Raw genomic sequence first — 16,030 nt, forward strand, 5'->3', positions numbered from 1 at the left:
CTCTTAACCCACAGGGGAACCCCATGCCGAATACCTTCACCCTCAGCGGTAAACAGTTTATCGCTGGCCAGCGCCTTGCCAGCGGCGAGGCGGAGCTTATCAGTCGGCGAGCCGATAATGACCAGCCCACCGGTTATCGCTTTTATCAAGCCAGCAGCGCAGAAACTGCCGCGGCCGCACAGGCCGCCGCACAGGCCTTCCCTGCCTATTCACAAACCAGCGCTGAACAACGGGCCGCTTTTCTCTGTGCCATCGCCAATGAAATCGACGCGCTGGCCGAACCTTTCTTCACCTTCGCCATGCAGGAAACCGCCCTGCCGTTAGCGCGCCTGCAAGGTGAACGCGCGCGCACCAGTGGCCAACTGCGCCTGTTTGCCGAACTGCTGCGCCGCGGCGATGTCCACGGCGTGCGCATCGATTGTGCCTTACCGGAGCGTACGCCGCTACCGCGCCCCGATCTGCGCCAGTACCGCACTGCGCTTGGCCCAGTCGCCGTGTTTGGTGCCAGCAATTTCCCTCTGGCATTTTCTACCGCCGGAGGCGATACCGCCGCCGCGTTGGCCGCAGGCTGCCCGGTGGTTTTCAAAGCACACAGCGGCCATATGATCACCGCAGAACTCACCGCGCAAGCAATCGAACGGGCGGTGCAACAACAGCAGATGCCGGCGGGCGTCTTCAACATGGTTTTCGGCGCCCGCATCGGTGCCGAACTGGTGCAGCACCCGGCCATTCAGGCTGCGGGTTTCACCGGTTCATTGCCAGGTGGGCGCGCCCTGTTTGATTTGGCAATGCGCCGCCCACAGCCTATTCCGGTGTTTGCCGAGATGTCGAGCATCAATCCGGTGGTGGTGATGCCGCAGGCGCTGGCTCAGCGTGGGCAACTCATCGCGCAGGAACTGGTGGCCTCCTTCACGCTGGGCTGCGGCCAATTCTGCACCAAGCCAGGGTTGATCATCGGTATTCGCAGCCCGGCGTTCAGCCAATTAATTGATGATTTAAAAACCCGGGTCCATGCCGCCACGCCGCAGCACATGCTGAATGCAGGCACGTTGGCGCACTATCGCCAGGGGCTGCAAGCGCTGGAACAGCATCCAGGGTTAGAACACTTGGCGGGTAACCAGGTTCCACACCCCCATCTGGCGGCAGCGCAGCTCTATCAGGCAGACGCTCAACTCTTGCTCAACGGCGACGAGCTGCTGCAGGCAGAAGTGTTTGGCCCGGTGGCGATCGTGGTAGCAGTAGACGATCGGCAGCAATTGCAGGTGGCGCTGGAACAGTTGCAGGGCCAACTGACCGCGACGTTACTCGTCGATCCTGGCGATATGGCTGCGGCAGCAGAACTGCTGCCCCTGCTGGCGCGCAAGGCCGGGCGAGTGCTGTTCAACGGTTACCCGACCGGTGTAGAAGTCTGCGATGCCATGGTGCACGGCGGCCCTTACCCGGCCACCAGCGATGCACGCGGCACCTCGGTCGGCACGCTGGCGATTGAGCGTTTCCTACGCCCTGTTTGCCTGCAAAACACCCCAGCAGCGCTACTGCCAGCCGCTTTACAGGACAGTAACCCACTCAACCTGTTGCGCTTGGTTAATGGCACCTACACCCGCTCCTCATTGCAAGGAACCGCTTATGGCGATCCAAGGTAAGTTTAAAAAGCAGCTTACGCTCACCGATCTGACGTTTATCGGCCTGGGCGCAATTTTTGGCTCTGGCTGGCTGTTTGCTGCCAGCCACGTTTCCTCCCTCGCCGGGCCTGCGGGGATCTACTCATGGCTGATTGGTGGATTGGCAGTGTTGCTACTCGGCATCGTTTACTGTGAACTGGGCGCGGCATTACCCCGCGCTGGTGGCATTATCCGTTATCCGGTGTTTTCTCACGGCGAACTGATGGGCTATTTATTGGGTTTTATCACCCTGATCGCCTTCTCCAGCCTGATTTCGATCGAAATCGTCGCCGCTCGCCAATATGCCGCCGCCTGGTTCCCGTTCCTCACTCAGCCAGGCTCTGGTGACCCAACGCTGATCGGCTGGCTGGTGCAATTGTTATTGCTGTGCTTTTTCTTTGCCCTTAACTATTACAGCGTGAAAACCTTCGCCAAATCCAACAACCTGATCAGCGTGATCAAGTTCCTGGTGCCGTTACTGGTGATCGTGGTGCTGTTCACCTTTTTCAAACCGGAGAATCTGCACAGCCAGGGTTTCGCCCCTTTCGGCGCAGCCGGAGTTGAAGCGGCTATCTCGGCAGGCGGGATTATCTTCGCCTATCTTGGCCTGACGCCGATCATTTCGGTGGCCAGTGAGGTGCAAAAACCGCAGCGCACCATTCCGATCGCTTTGATTCTGTCGGTGGTGCTTTCCACCATTATTTACGTCCTGCTGCAACTGGCCTTCCTCGGCAGTATCCCGAGCGAGATGCTCGCCGATGGCTGGGCCGGTATCAGCAAACAGTTCTCTCTGCCTTATCGTGATATTGCCGTCACCTTGGGTATGGGGTGGCTGGCCTTTATGGTGGTCAGCGATGCCATCATTTCACCCAGCGGAACCGGCAACATTTATATGAATGCCACACCGCGGGTTATTTATGGCTGGGCACGCACCGGCACCTTTTTCAAAATATTCACCCGGGTTGACGGTGAGTCTGGTATCCCGCGTTACGCCTTATGGTTGACCTTCGGCTTATCCATTTTCTGGACGCTGCCGTTCCCGTCTTGGGAACGGTTGATCGGCGTGGTGTCCGCCGCGCTGGTGTTAAGCTATGCCATTGCCCCTGTTACCGCCGCAGGCTTACGCCGCAATGCAGCGGATCTGCCCCGGCCATTCCGGGTTCGTGGCTTTTGCGTGCTTGGGCCGCTGTCATTTATCATCTCGGCACTGATCGTCTACTGGTCCGGCTGGAATACCGTTTCCTGGCTGCTCGGCCTGCAGATCCTGATGTTCTTCATCTATATCCTGTTCAAGAATAAAGTACCGACACACGCCGTTAGCCTGAAACAGCAGATCTACTCCTCTTTGTGGCTGATCGCATTCTACGCGCTGATTATCGTCGCCTCTTATCTCGGCAGTTTTGGCGGCATTGGTGCCATCAACCACCCTTGGGATACCCTATTGGTCGCCGCCATTGCGCTGATCATTTACTACTGGGGAGCCTATACCTGTCTGCCTAAGGCAAACTTTGCCGGGGACGAAGAAGAATAAAGGAAGAGAAAATGACTCAAACCGTAAATCTATCGCTGGACGAGGCTTATCAGTTAGCACACCGCGCATTACGCAGTAATGGCTTCAGCCAGGCACAAGCCCACGCGGTGGCGCAGAATGTCACCGCCGGGGAGCGAGACGGTTGCGCCTCCCATGGTTTGTACCGCGTCCTGGGTTGTGTGCGTTCGCTGCATGCGGGCAAGGTTTCCGCCGATGCCGAGCCGCGGCTGATCGATACCGCCCCCGCCATTCTGCAGGTGGATGCCGGAGCGGCCTTCTCATTGGTGGCTTATCAAGCCGCTTTGCCTGCATTCATCGCTAAAGTACGCCACTGCGGCATAGCAGTACTTGCTATCAACCACTGTGTACACTTTTCTGCACTGTGGGCCGATATCGAGCCGCTGGTTGAACAAGGGCTGGTAGCGCTAGCCTGTACGCCAAGCCATGCCTGGGTGACGCCAGCAGGGGGAACCCAGCCGCTGTTTGGCACCAACCCGATCGCCTTTGGCTGGCCACGCCCACAGCAGCCGCACTTTATCTTTGATATGGCCACCAGCGCCGCCGCACGCGGTGAGATTGAGCTGCATCGCCGGGCAGGCAAACCCCTGCCGGAAGGCTGGGGGATCGACCAGCAAGGCCGCCCCTCAACCGATGCAGCCAGCGTACTGCAAGGGGCGATGCTGACCTTCGGCGGCCATAAAGGCTCGGCGCTGGCGGCCATGGTGGAACTGCTTGCCGGGCCACTGATTGGTGATATGACCAGCCAGGAGTCGCTGGCTTACGACGCCCAAACCGGCTCTTCCCCTTACGGCGGTGAACTGATTATTGCCATGGATCCCGTTCGTTTTCTCGGTGCCGAACAGCCAGCACATTTCGCCCGTGCGGAAACCCTGTTTGCCAACATGCAGGCACAGGGTGCGCGTATCCCGGGAAAACGGCGTTTTCAGGCTCGACAACGCAGCATGCAGTACGGCGTTACGCTGCCGCAAACGTTATACGATGAAATTGTGGCGCTATGCCGCTGAGAGGCAACAGGCCCGCGCTGACGGCGGGCCGATGAGTTATCTGATCACCATCACCGACGTTTTGGCATGGCGCACAATGGCTGCGGCGTTGGAGCCCAGGAGATAGGTCTTCACACTTGGGCGACGGGAACCAATCACGATCAGGTCGGCTTCAATCTCTTCGGCGAGCAGTAACACTTCATCACGCGGTGAACCAAAGCTGATGGTATACGCCAGGCGCTCCAGCGGCAGATCAATTTCCGCCATGATTTTCTTCAGCCCTTCAACTGCTTTCACTTCGGCCTGATTTTCAAACTCTTTGATACCAAAGGAATAAGCAGTGACAAACGCCGAGGCATCCGGTAACGCATGGAAGAAATGTACCTTGGCCCCGGACATTTTTGCCAGATACTCGACATGCTTAAGGGCATGTTCGGTCAGTACATCTTCTGAAATATCTACCGGTACTAAAATGGTCTTGTACATATTCAATCCCTTCTTTATTTACCGTGATTTACCGTGATGAAACCAAGTTTACTGCCAGACAATACGATGGTGAATCGGTTTATACCACTTTTGTGAGGCAAGGCAGGAGAAGAGCTCATCGCCATGAGCTGCATCTGTTAGCCTGTTATGCTTAAAAAGACTTTAGCGCTAGTCAGATGTTTTGCAGACCCAGACTCTCATTCGACGTACTCTCATTTCACCTCGCCCCAAACAGCCTAGATGCAAAATCCCCTCCCACCGCTCATTAAATCAATGATTTTTACTTTTGTGACCGAGAGCGCAAAACCAGAGAAAGATACGTGGTGGAACCGTGAATCTGCCGCGCTGGTACGCCAGCCGCCGCCATAAACTGATTAAAACTCAACTGCCCTTGCAGAAATCAATCCCTATCACACTTCCTGCTGCCTTGCGCGGAACCCTGAGTTTAGCGCCTTATTTGCATTACTTTTTCTCATGCGAATTTTGCAACATGCTGTCTAATCAATAAGATAAGACTTTGCCACCCTGTTAATTTGCTATGGCAAAGAGTAATCTTCCGCCCCTTGGACGTCCGATTTGCTGCCAAAGTGTAAAGAATAATCGACTTTTACCTCGCACATAAATGTTGTAAACATGTTGCATAAAGATGGCGATATTGAGTTACCTTACTAACACCGGGACGCCCGGATAAACACATAAAAAAGAGCCACTTCAGAGCTCACAATCTCACTCATGACAGGTAAAACAGGACATCATCAGATGGTAGATCATTCTAAAATAACCACAGATGCCACCACGGGATCAGAAGATCATCTAAGACGAAACCTTACCAACCGACATATCCAACTGATTGCCATCGGCGGTGCCATTGGTACCGGCTTGTTTATGGGTTCCGGTAAAACCATCAGTCTGGCTGGCCCCTCCATTATTTTTGTGTACATGATTATCGGCTTTATGCTGTTTTTCGTGATGCGCGCGATGGGCGAATTACTGCTTTCCAATCTGCAATATAAGTCCTTCAGCGACTTCGCTGCCGATCTGCTCGGGCCTTGGGCGGGGTTTTTCACCGGCTGGACCTACTGGTTCTGCTGGGTGGTCACCGGGATTGCCGATGTGGTTGCCATCACCGCCTACGCCCAATTCTGGTTCCCCGATCTGTCGCAATGGATCGCTTCGTTACTGTGCGTGTTGCTGCTGCTCAGCCTGAATCTGGCGACGGTAAAAATGTTCGGTGAAATGGAGTTCTGGTTCGCGATGATCAAAATCGTCGCGATTGTCGGCCTGATCATTGCCGGTTTGGTGATGGTAGCCATGCATTTCGAGTCACCTAACGGCAGCGTCGCTTCGTTTTCGCATCTGTGGAATGACGGTGGCATGTTCCCGAAAGGCATCAGCGGCTTCTTTGCTGGCTTCCAGATCGCGGTATTCGCCTTCGTCGGGATCGAACTGGTGGGTACCACGGCGGCAGAAACTAAAGATCCGGAAAAAGTACTGCCACGTGCGATCAACTCCATTCCGATCCGTATCATCATGTTCTATGTGTTTGCACTGATCGTGATTATGTCCGTAACGCCATGGAGCTCCGTGGTTGCCGACAAGAGCCCGTTTGTTGAGCTGTTTGTGCTGATTGGCCTGCCTGCGGCGGCCAGCGTCATTAACTTTGTGGTACTGACCTCTGCAGCCTCTTCCGCCAACAGTGGCGTATTCTCCACCAGCCGTATGCTGTTCGGCCTGGCGCAGGAAGGCGATGCGCCAAAATCGTTCGCCACGCTTTCCAAACGCGCGGTACCGGCCAACGGCCTGACCTTCTCCTGCATCTGTCTGTTGGGCGGCGTGGTGCTGATTTACCTGATCCCGAACGTGATGACGGTATTCACCCTGGTCACTACCGTGTCGGCGATCCTGTTCATGTTCGTTTGGACCATTATTTTGTGCTCATATCTGGTTTACCGTAAGCAGCGCCCGGCGTTGCACCAGAAATCGATCTACAAAATGCCTGCCGGTAAGCTGATGTGCTGGGTATGTATGGCGTTCTTCGTGTTTGTGCTGGTGTTGTTATCACTGCGTGATGATACCCGCCAGGCGCTGGTGGTGACGCCGCTGTGGTTTATCATTCTGGGGATCGGTTATCAGTTTGTCCGCCGCAAAAGGGCCTGAGCGATGCGATAACGGCAACGCCGCGTTCTAACGCGGCGTTGTTATTTTCGGCTTGGGGTATTCAAGAATCTGAGTTCGATTGCAGCCAGGCGATCACTTTAGCTACCGGGCTACCAGGTATCACTTTCTGTTGTGTCAACACGCAGTAACCACTGCCATCCTGTTGAAAACCGAAGGGGGCGGTTAACAAGCCGGCATTGATATCATCACGCACATGTTGCCAAGGGCCAATAGCAATACCAAGGCCCGCCACTGCGGCTTGCAGGCTAAAATAGAAATGATCGAAATGCTGTTGTGGCTGATTGGCCAGTGCGATCCCCTGCGACTCAGCCCAATCGCGCCAGGCTTGCGGGCGGGTGGAAGTATGCAACAGCAGTGCGTCATCGCGTAAACGCTTTTCCACACCATTATCGACAACAAACTGTTCGAGCATCTCGGGTTTGCATACCGGGCCGACCTTTTCGACAAACAAAGGCTCGCTGTGCATATTAGTGCCCCAGTCAAAATCATTACGACGTATTGCCACCGTCGTTCCATCGCGAAAAGAAAATGCCCCACCACCCGCAACCAACTGCAGATTGATATCGGGCAATGCCTCTTGGAATGCGGGTAGACGCGGGATCAGCCAGCGCATCAACAAGGTGGGCTCACAAGACAGCACTATCGGCGCATCCTGTGCCTGTTGGTACAGTTCCTGAGTGGTATCTTCCAGTATGCCGAACGCCTGCTGCGTCGCTTGATATAACTTGCGGCCCGCCGGGGTCAGAAACACCCGTCGATGACGACGTTCAAACAGTGCTACTCCAAGCTCATCTTCAAGTGCACGTACCGCTCGGCTCACCGCACCATGCGTCAGGCTCAAACTTTGTGCCGCTAGCGTAAAGCTCTCCTGACATGCAGCAGCCTCAAAGCAGCGTAACCCACCTAATGACAGTTGCCGCCCGACCTTGCGTGAATATTTCTCACCAATCTGGTCAGTTTTCATCGTTTGTCTCCACGTGCATTTTTCTTTATAAATCAATTACAAATTTCAATCACTGTGCAAAATAACTATGACCGAACTCTTAGCCGTCTTCATTATTACCCTATTCGCGGTGATCAGCCCTGGGCCAGATTTTGCCATGGTATCGCGTAATAGCCTGCTGCTCTCGCGCCGTGCCGGGTTGCTGAATGCCAGTGGCATTGGCGCCGGTGTGCTAATTCATGTCTCTTATACCCTTATCGGCGTCGGAATGCTGATACTGCAATCTTTATGGCTGTTTTCTGTATTCAAGATAGTCAGTGCAATCTGGTTGGTCTACCTGGGCGTCAGCCTGCTGCGCCAGGCAAACCACCCCTTGAGGCCACAAGCCTCGGCCCCATCCGATGATTTAAGCGCACTAAAAACCGGCTTTCTGACTAACCTACTGAATCCAAAAGCCACTCTGTTTATTGTCAGCCTGTTTGTGCAAGTGGTGAATCCTCAAACGCCACTCGCGGTACAAATCGGCTACGGGCTGTTTATTTCATTAGCTCATGTTGCCTGGTTCAGCCTCGTGGCACTGTTCTTTTCGTCACCCGGTATCAACGCCCAATTCCTGCGCATACGTAAAACTATCGACCGATTATTCGGTGGAATTCTGATCGTCTTCGGCACCTTACTGCTCGCCAGCAACCTTAAGCCAGAGTGAGCTGGTCGCTAAAGCCACCGCTGCGCTGAAAAAGCCATCAATCATCATCTAGAGTGATTCTTAAGGGCCTAACATCCATCGGCCCCATCTTGTTGCTGAACTAGCGCAAGGTTAAAATACCCTCTAGCCTGAACGTCAGTGTTCTGCCTGCCCAGAGTCAAGGTCAGGCGTTTTGTTTTTGCGTATTGCAAAGGGAAATAAGTCAGTGTCTAAAGATTTTGATGAACTAATAAGAGACATGGATCTTATTATTGAGAATGTAGACAGTTTCAAGGCTATGGCCCCCCGCGCACCTCAGCCAACGGCGGAACCGCCAGCAATTCATTATTACGATTCGTTCTGCGAAAACATTGCGCTGAAAGTGGTACTGAAAGTGCTGCTCTCATCAGTGGACAAAATTGTGAAGGTACAGATCGCCAATAAAGTTGAGCAGGAAATCGCCCAAATTGAGCAGCAAGTCGTACGTGCCGGTGGCGGCCCGGTCGCAGCCGAAGATCTGGCACAAATGACCCACTATGTACGCCGTACCGTCAATGATTTACTGGACTAGGCTGATAATCATACAGCCTAAAAGCGACTGGGCTTTCTCAAGATAGCCAGCGTCCGCTTTCCCCATCAAACGGCGTAGCTCTTATTGATTATGGTTAAAGATTTACGATGCATAAGAAAAACGTTTTGGTGGTAACTCCAACGCTTTGTTTTTGTTGACCTTAACGGCCTTAGCGGGATCGCCAGCAATAAACTCCAGAGTGGGTGAATAGTAAAAAGGTAACCAAGCCTCATAGCTGCTCTCCCACTCCCATTTTACCGGGCATGGCCACAGAATATCCTCATACAGAATGTAATAGATCCACCGTCCATGTGGACGGCGCGGTTTGACTGTTTTCATAGTGCCATCAGTAATTCTCTTACCCAGCGCATAGTTTTCTGCCCAATGATCCAATCAATCAAATAGCTATACTACCTCAGCGAGACCCTCTGAGGCGAGAAACACCACTTTCTGCTTGATTGATTGCCATTAATTATAAAACAAGGACGGCGGGCTGGCTAAAACCTATGAAGGCGATAACACAAATGGGATGAGAGGTATCAAGCGATGCGGGCCATGACGATAGAAAACTGTAATACCACGAGTTCAGATACAAATCTGCCACAAGAAACGCCGCTTATTGGTTGGGTTGCCATTATAGCCAGCATAGGCGGCAGCGTGATTGGGCTAGTAACTGAATGGGGTGTACCCACCCTCAACTCATTGCTGGCAGCCAGCCTGATTTACTGGTTGCTGAAACTGCTGCTTGGGCAAGCCACCAGCTTGCAAACTGCGCAATAGCCAAACGATTTATATCAGCCCCTCACTCTTTGTGCGGGGACTAAACCTTCAACAATAACCTTAATAATAATATGCCTTTAACGTTATAATCACTCTCTCACTCCCTCATCAAAAAAATACTATGGATTACTTACCGTTGTTTATCGATCTCAAGCAGCGTCCGGTTCTGGTGGTGGGTGGCGGAACAGTGGCAACACGCAAAATTACCCAACTGTTGCGCGCCGGAGCGCAAGTGCGCGTCGTGGCACAAACGCTGACGCCGGAACTTTATCAGCAACATCAGACAGCACTAATCTGCTGGGTAGCACAATCCTTTGACGAACAGCAGTTAAACAGCGTGTTCCTGGCGATCGCCGCCACCAACGATCCACGGCTCAACGCCATGGTCGCCCAGGCGGCTGAACGGCGACAACTGCTGGTCAACGTCGTCGATGCCCCAGCCAGTGGTTCCTGTATTTTCCCGGCGATTATCGATCGCTCACCGTTAGTGGTGGCCTTTTCTTCTGGTGGCCAGTCGCCCGCACTAACACGCATTTTACGTGAAAAACTGGAGCAACTTCTGCCCGCCAGCCTTGGCATAATGGCTCGGATTGCCGGACTATTTCGTTCACAGGTAAAAACACGGCTGCCGGAATTGGAAGCACAACGTCGTTTCTGGCAGCGGCTTTTCAATGGGAAATTCGCCCGCTTGGTTGAATCGGGGCAAGAACAGCTCGCTCAGGCTGAGCTCCAGCGTGAACTGGGGCGCTCAGCCGAGCAACAACAATCCGGGGCCGATAAAAACCACCGCTAACTGCTGCTGCCGGGGATAATGATATTGCTGTCGGCCAGCAGCCCCATATGGTTATACATCGCACAGGCAGCATCTACGATATGCATGGCGATCGCCGCACCGCTGCCCTCCCCCAAACGCATGTCCAGGTGCAGATAAGGGGCTAACTGAAGATGGCTCAGGGCGATGGCTGCGCCTTTTTCCGCCGAAAAATGCGACGGCAGCAAATAGTGCCGTACTTCGGGCGCAATGCCACAGGCTACCAGCGCCGAAGCGTAGGAAAGAAAGCCGTCCAACACCACCGGCAAACCGGCCGCCGCCGCGCCCAGCATCACTCCAGCCATGCCTACCAGATCGTATCCCCCCAGCTTGGCCAGCACATCCAACGTATCGTGAGTATCCGGCTGGTTGTGGGCAATAGCCTGACGGACCACCGCCACCTTGTGGTGCAAACGATCGCTGGGGAAATTGGCACCAATGCCCACCACGTCCTGCGGATCGCTGCCGGTCAACACGCTGATGATGGCGCCCGCAGGCGTGGTGTTGGCCATTCCCAATTCACCAACGCCAAACAACGTAACCCCAAGCGCTGCCTGTTCCTGCGTCAAGCGGGCGCTGGCAAGCAACAACGCTTCCGCCTGCTGGCGCGTCATTGCCGCTTCTCGGGCAATGTTGCCGCTGCCGCGCCCCACTTTCATATTGATCAGGCCCGGCAACGGATCGCTGTCGATCCCGACATCCACCACCTTCACTTCAGCCCCGGCATTCGCGGCCAGCACGCAGACACCGGTAATGCCTTTCACCATATTCAGCGCTTGAATCACGGTCACTTCGCGAGGCGATACCGCCACCCCTTCGGCATACACTCCGTGATCGGCCGCCATAACGATAATTTGCTTGCGCCCCGCGGCCATCCCGCTAAAACCGCGCATGCCCGCCAGCTGAATCGCCAACTGCTCCAAGCGGCCCAGGCTGCCGGGCGGCTTCAGCAGTCCATCCAGCCGGGTTGTCGCCTGCTGCATGGCAGCCGTATCCAGCGGCGCGATAGCACTGATTAACGATGAAAGTGTTTGCATCAGTTTATTCTCTTGTTGCAGGCAGCCAACGTGCCTGACTGTTAAAAACCCGCAGCGCAACGAACCCAGCGCGGATCTCCAGCATGCTGTAGGCTCCTTGTTCAAAATGGAAGTGCCACATTCCGGCAGCAGGCATCGCCAGCAGCCCGGCCAGCAGCAGGCTCAGGCTGCCCTGATGTGCCACCAGCAGGCGGTTACCGCCGCCGTTGTCGGTTAAAAGCTGCTGCACCTGCTGCTGAATGCGTTGAGAAAATAACGGGAAAGACTCACCCGCCGTCGGGCAGCCCTGTTGCCAATCCGCAATCCAGTTGGCCCACGCGTCGGCGTCCTGCTGTTGTAAATCACGGTGATGGCGCATCTCCCAGGCGCCAAAGTTCATTTCATTAAAACCGCCGTCAGCCTGCGCCACTAAATCACGTTGCCCCAGCACGATTTCGGCGGTATGCCGCGCCCGCAGCAGTTCGCTGCTGGTCGCCTGGGTAAAAGGCACCTCGGCCAACCATTCCGCCACCCGTTGCGCCTGCATCACCCCCTGTTCGGTCAACGGCACATCGGTCATGCCACAGAAAACTCCTTGCTGATTGGCCAACGTTTGCCCGTGTCGTACCAAAAATAATCGCATCGTCATCGCTCACAGCAGCGCCATTAAAAATACCAGTTCGGCCACTTCCACCGCCGCCCCCAACGTATCGCCGGTTTGCCCCCCCAAGCGACGGCGCAAATAGGCCCGTAATAGCAACACGGCGATCAACGTATAGCCCAACGCGATCATGGCTTTGCTCTGCCCTAACAACATCACCAACACCACTGCGCAGGCCAACGTGGTTGCCGTTTGCACGCCATTGATCCGGCCGATATAAAGGTTCCCCAAGCCCACGCCCTCGCGGGCATAGCGCTGACGATACATCAACAATACCAATAACGAGCGCCCAACCACGCTGGCCGCTATCAGCGTGGCCAGCATCGGCAACCCGCGCAGCGCCAGTTCGCTGACCACCAGCACTTTTGCCAGCACAATAAACACCAGTGCCAACCCGCCGTTGGTCCCCAGGCGGCTGTCGCGCATAATCTCCAGCATGTTTTCCCGGCTGCGGGCAGAAAACACGCCATCGCAGGTATCGGCCAACCCATCAAGATGAAATGCCCCGGTTACCAGCGCCAAAGTCAGTACATAAGCCAATGCCGCCAGCGGGAATCCGCACCAGGGAGATAGCAGAGTAAATACCCCGCCGCCAATGGCACCGACGATCAAGCCAATCAACGGAAAGCCGACGATGCCGCGCTCGTAGTGATCCAGTTCCAGCCCCTGTGTCCAACGGGCAGGCACCGGAATACGCGTCATAAACTGCAAGGTGGCTAAAAACAGACCTAGCCTCATTTGATTTTTACCTCGATACCCGAGATCACCAAAAACACCGTTTCGGCAGCGGCGGCCAGGCGTTGATTGACCCGGCCAGCGATATCGCGGAAATGCCGCGCCAAACGGTTTTCCGGCACAATACCCATACCCAACTCGTTGGTGACCAGATAAATCGCCGCCGGGCTTCGGGCGCAGGCCGCCAGCAACTCACCGATCTGCTGCTGAAGTTCATGCTCCACCGCCGCAAAATCGATCTCTTCCACCGGCGTGTCTGCCGTTAAGGCAAACATCTGGTTGGCAAGCAGCGTGGTGATACATTCAAGGATCACCGCCTCTCCCGGCATAACTTGCTCGTCAATCACCTTTGCCAGATGCTGGCTCCCTTCCCAGGTGCGCCAATGGGCCGGGCGGCTTTGACGGTGCAATTCGACCCGCTCGGCCATTTCCGCATCACTCACCACCGAGGTGGCGATATACAACACCTGTTCGCTCGCACTCGCCAACCGTTCGGCCAGTGAGCTCTTGCCACTGCGTGCGCCGCCGGTAATCAGAATCACGAAATACTCCCCTCTTGATGGTTAAGTCTCCCCCTCTCCCCAAAGGAGAGGGAACTGGTTAGTACCGGCTGGTATTACTCCTCTCTATAGCTGCTCATAATGCGGTAAATAGCCTTAATATCAATATGTTCCCGCATCGCTTCGGCCAGAATGTCAAACTGCCGCTGTTTATACTGGGTATAGTCCAGCGCCACCCCCTCATCAACCGGCAGCCCTTTACGGCGGCGTAACGCATTCAGTAAGGCTCGGCTGAAAGGGCCACTGTCAAACAGACCATGAATATAGCTGCCCATTACGTTGCCCGCGCGGTTCACCGCGCCATCAAAGGCATTGCCCGGTGCACCATTGCGTTGGGTGAAACAGGCAAAAGGCAGTGCTTCCGCACCGAGTTGCGTGGTCCCCATATGAATTTCGTAACCAGCCAGCGGATGCCCGGCACAACCTGCCATTATGCCGGGCAGTAGCGGCTGACTCACACCGCTCACCTGGGTCGTCACCTTTTCCCGTGCGAACTGGGTGGTGACATCCAGCAACCCCAAGCCTGCCATTTGCGCCACGCCGGACTCGACGCCATCGATAACGTGTTTACCCAACATCTGGTAACCGCCACAGATGCCAACGATCGGCGTTCCAGCCTGATGCTGCGCCTGCAACGCTGCTGCCAGGCCGCAGTGCTGTAACCACTGCAAATCCCCCAGGGTATTTTTACTGCCCGGCAGAATAATCAGATCGGCACCGGCCAGCGCCGCAGGATTCGTGACATAACGCAGCGCCACGCCCGGTTGCGCCGCCAAGGCGTTAAAGTCGGTAAAATTAGCGATATGCGGTAGCTGTATCACCACAATATCCAGCAAATGATCCCCCGCCGGGCGGTATTTACCGTTTTGCAGCGCCACACCGTCTTCATCTTCCAGATCGATATTCAGCCACGGCATCACCCCCAACACCGGCACGCCGGTCAGAGCTTCGATCTGCTCTAATCCCGATTGAAGCAACGCGATATCGCCACGGAATTTATTGATGATCACCCCTTTTACCCGCGCTTTCTCTTCCGGCTGCAGCAGCGCCAGCGTGCCATAGATGGCAGCAAAAACGCCGCCGCGATCGATATCCGCCACCAGCAGCACCGGCGTTTGGGCGATCGCCGCCATGCCCATATTGACGATATCCCGGTCGCGCAAATTGATCTCCGCCGGGCTGCCCGCCCCTTCCAGCACCACCACGTCATAGTCGCTCACCAGGCTGTAAAAAACTTCGCGGATCTGTTGCTGCAATTGCGGCTTGTAGTGGTGATAACTAACCGCATCCATATCGCAGGCCACTTTGCCCATCAGCACCACCTGCGCCTTGCGATCGCTGGTGGGCTTCAGCAGCACCGGGTTCATCCGCACGTCGGGCGCAATCCCTGCCGCCTCGGCCTGAAATATCTGCGCTCGGCCCATCTCTTCACCATGGGCGGTAATGCCGGAATTAAGCGCCATATTCTGCGATTTAAACGGCGCGCAGCGGTAACCATCCTGCGCAAATATGCGGCACAAACCGGCCACCAACACGCTTTTGCCGACATCCGACGCCGTTCCCTGCACCATTACGGACAGTTTCATCACCTTTTCTCCACGTCACGCTGGCGCAGCAGCGCAAACAACTGTTGTTCCGTTTTACACAGCGGCAACCCCAGTTCACTGTGCAATTTTACCAGCCAGGGTTGCACCAGCCCGGCGGCAGATAATTGTTCATGCTGCAAGAAAACCTGCGCCGTTTCCCCGGCGCTGACCAACCGCCCATGAGAAAGGACATACAGGTAATCACAAATATGATAAATCAAATCAATGTCATGGCTGGAGATAATTACCCGTTTACCTTCGGCGACGATCCGCTCGATGATGGCGATCATCTGCTGCCGCCCCGCCGGATCCAGCCCGGCGGTGGGCTCATCCAACAACAGGTATTCTGCCTCCATCACCAACGCCCCGGCGATCGCCACCCGTTTTTTCTGCCCGTAACTCAAGTTCTGCACCGATTTATGCCGGAAACCCTGCGCATCCACCAGCGTCAACGCCCGCTCCACCCGCTTGGCAATCTGCTGCCGATCCACACCCAGATTATGCAGGCTGAAGGCGATGTCGCTGTCGATATCGGTATAAAACAGTTGCTGTTCCGGATCCTGGAACACGGTGGTCACCCGCTGGCGCAGCGCCCGCAGGCTGGCTTTGCCGTAATTGAGCGCTTCCCCCTGCCACAGCACCGCGCCCTGCTGCGGGCGCAAGATGCCGGTCAGGTTCATCAGCAACGTCGATTTACCGCAACCATTCGCCCCCAACAATCCGGTGACCGCATGCTGTCCAAAATCCAGCGTCAGTTCCTGTAGCACCGGTTCATTCTGGTAGCTGAAGCTTAATTGTCGGGTGCTTAACATCGGCGGCCTG

Annotated in this window: 15 protein-coding genes and 2 pseudogenes; 8 read left to right on the forward strand and 9 right to left on the reverse strand. The window is 55.3% G+C overall.

The features are described 5' to 3' along the window. Nucleotides 1–23 precede the first annotated feature (23 nt). From WG891_RS16270 to WG891_RS16280, 3 genes are read left to right on the forward strand one after another with little or no spacing between them, the layout of a single operon-like run. Nucleotides 24–1,643 (forward strand): aldehyde dehydrogenase (NADP(+)), encoded by a 1,620-nt coding sequence (locus tag WG891_RS16270; RefSeq protein ID WP_337263802.1) that lies wholly within the window; start codon nucleotides 24–26, stop codon nucleotides 1,641–1,643. Next, on the forward strand, nucleotides 1,627–3,192 hold the full coding sequence (locus tag WG891_RS16275) for an APC family permease (RefSeq protein ID WP_337263801.1): 1,566 nt from the start codon (nucleotides 1,627–1,629) through the stop codon (nucleotides 3,190–3,192). The genes WG891_RS16270 and WG891_RS16275 overlap by 17 nt, the downstream gene beginning before the upstream one ends. An 11-nt stretch (nucleotides 3,193–3,203) precedes the next feature. Next, nucleotides 3,204–4,217: an Ldh family oxidoreductase gene (locus WG891_RS16280; RefSeq protein WP_337263800.1), complete on the forward strand. Its 1,014-nt coding sequence runs from the start codon at nucleotides 3,204–3,206 to the stop codon at nucleotides 4,215–4,217. Nucleotides 4,218–4,253: 36 nt separating this feature from the next. On the opposite strand, the gene WG891_RS16285 is transcribed toward WG891_RS16280, so the two are convergent. Next, a complete protein-coding gene (locus WG891_RS16285; protein ID WP_076942098.1) occupies nucleotides 4,254–4,682 on the reverse strand; it encodes a universal stress protein in 429 nt (142 codons plus the stop codon). 759 nt (nucleotides 4,683–5,441) lie between these two features. Here WG891_RS16285 and cycA point away from each other — a divergent pair. Next, nucleotides 5,442–6,839: a D-serine/D-alanine/glycine transporter gene (gene cycA, locus WG891_RS16290; protein WP_337263799.1), complete on the forward strand. Its 1,398-nt coding sequence runs from the start codon at nucleotides 5,442–5,444 to the stop codon at nucleotides 6,837–6,839. Nucleotides 6,840–6,900: 61 nt separating this feature from the next. Here cycA and WG891_RS16295 read toward each other — a convergent pair whose 3' ends face one another. Beyond that, nucleotides 6,901–7,824, reverse strand: a complete 924-nt coding sequence (locus WG891_RS16295) for a LysR family transcriptional regulator (RefSeq protein ID WP_337263798.1) — start codon at nucleotides 7,822–7,824, stop codon at nucleotides 6,901–6,903. A 67-nt stretch (nucleotides 7,825–7,891) separates the two neighbouring features. On the opposite strand from WG891_RS16295, the gene WG891_RS16300 reads away from it, so the two are divergent. Together WG891_RS16300 and WG891_RS16305 are read left to right on the forward strand one after the other, a co-directional pair. Then, entirely contained in the window at nucleotides 7,892–8,509 is a 618-nt protein-coding gene (locus tag WG891_RS16300) for a LysE family translocator (protein WP_337263797.1), read from the forward strand. 238 nt (nucleotides 8,510–8,747) lie between these two features. Continuing rightward, nucleotides 8,748–9,059 carry a hypothetical protein gene (locus WG891_RS16305; RefSeq protein ID WP_337263814.1) on the forward strand — a complete coding sequence of 104 codons (312 nt, stop codon included), beginning with the start codon at nucleotides 8,748–8,750 and terminating at the stop codon, nucleotides 9,057–9,059. 102 nt (nucleotides 9,060–9,161) lie between these two features. Here WG891_RS16305 and WG891_RS16310 read toward each other — a convergent pair whose 3' ends face one another. After that, entirely contained in the window at nucleotides 9,162–9,398 is a 237-nt protein-coding gene (locus tag WG891_RS16310; protein ID WP_337263796.1) for a hypothetical protein, read from the reverse strand. A 258-nt stretch (nucleotides 9,399–9,656) separates the two neighbouring features. On the opposite strand from WG891_RS16310, the pseudogene WG891_RS16315 reads away from it, so the two are divergent. Then, nucleotides 9,657–9,839 (forward strand): annotated as a pseudogene (locus tag WG891_RS16315) (cytosine permease); the annotation flags it as partial. Nucleotides 9,840–9,960: 121 nt separating this feature from the next. After that, nucleotides 9,961–10,581: pseudogene (locus WG891_RS16320) on the forward strand (precorrin-2 dehydrogenase/sirohydrochlorin ferrochelatase family protein); the annotation flags it as partial. A gap of 47 nt (nucleotides 10,582–10,628) precedes the next feature. Here the strand turns inward: WG891_RS16320 and cobT are convergent. The 6 genes from cobT to WG891_RS16350 all read right to left on the reverse strand — a co-directional run bounded on the left by cobT (nucleotide 10,629) and on the right by WG891_RS16350 (nucleotide 16,020). Next, complete coding sequence (gene cobT, locus WG891_RS16325) at nucleotides 10,629–11,687, reverse strand: nicotinate-nucleotide--dimethylbenzimidazole phosphoribosyltransferase (RefSeq protein ID WP_337263795.1); 1,059 nt, start codon at nucleotides 11,685–11,687, stop codon at nucleotides 10,629–10,631. Between the two features lie 4 nt (nucleotides 11,688–11,691). Then, nucleotides 11,692–12,309: an adenosylcobalamin/alpha-ribazole phosphatase gene (locus WG891_RS16330; protein ID WP_337263794.1), complete on the reverse strand. Its 618-nt coding sequence runs from the start codon at nucleotides 12,307–12,309 to the stop codon at nucleotides 11,692–11,694. A 9-nt stretch (nucleotides 12,310–12,318) separates the two neighbouring features. Next, nucleotides 12,319–13,065: an adenosylcobinamide-GDP ribazoletransferase gene (cobS, locus tag WG891_RS16335; protein ID WP_337263793.1), complete on the reverse strand. Its 747-nt coding sequence runs from the start codon at nucleotides 13,063–13,065 to the stop codon at nucleotides 12,319–12,321. Then, nucleotides 13,062–13,604 (reverse strand): bifunctional adenosylcobinamide kinase/adenosylcobinamide-phosphate guanylyltransferase, encoded by a 543-nt coding sequence (gene cobU, locus WG891_RS16340; RefSeq protein WP_337263792.1) that lies wholly within the window; start codon nucleotides 13,602–13,604, stop codon nucleotides 13,062–13,064. Before cobU ends, cobS begins: the two co-directional genes overlap by 4 nt. A 74-nt stretch (nucleotides 13,605–13,678) precedes the next feature. Continuing rightward, nucleotides 13,679–15,208 (reverse strand): cobyric acid synthase, encoded by a 1,530-nt coding sequence (locus WG891_RS16345; protein WP_337263791.1) that lies wholly within the window; start codon nucleotides 15,206–15,208, stop codon nucleotides 13,679–13,681. Then, nucleotides 15,208–16,020, reverse strand: coding sequence for an ATP-binding cassette domain-containing protein (locus WG891_RS16350; RefSeq protein ID WP_337263790.1), 813 nt, complete (start codon nucleotides 16,018–16,020; stop codon nucleotides 15,208–15,210). The genes WG891_RS16345 and WG891_RS16350 overlap by 1 nt, the downstream gene beginning before the upstream one ends. Nucleotides 16,021–16,030 lie beyond the last annotated feature (10 nt).

The organism is Serratia sp. MMO-28 (genome assembly GCF_037199905.1).
Classification (GTDB): Bacteria; Pseudomonadota; Gammaproteobacteria; order Enterobacterales; family Enterobacteriaceae; genus Chania; species Chania oryzae.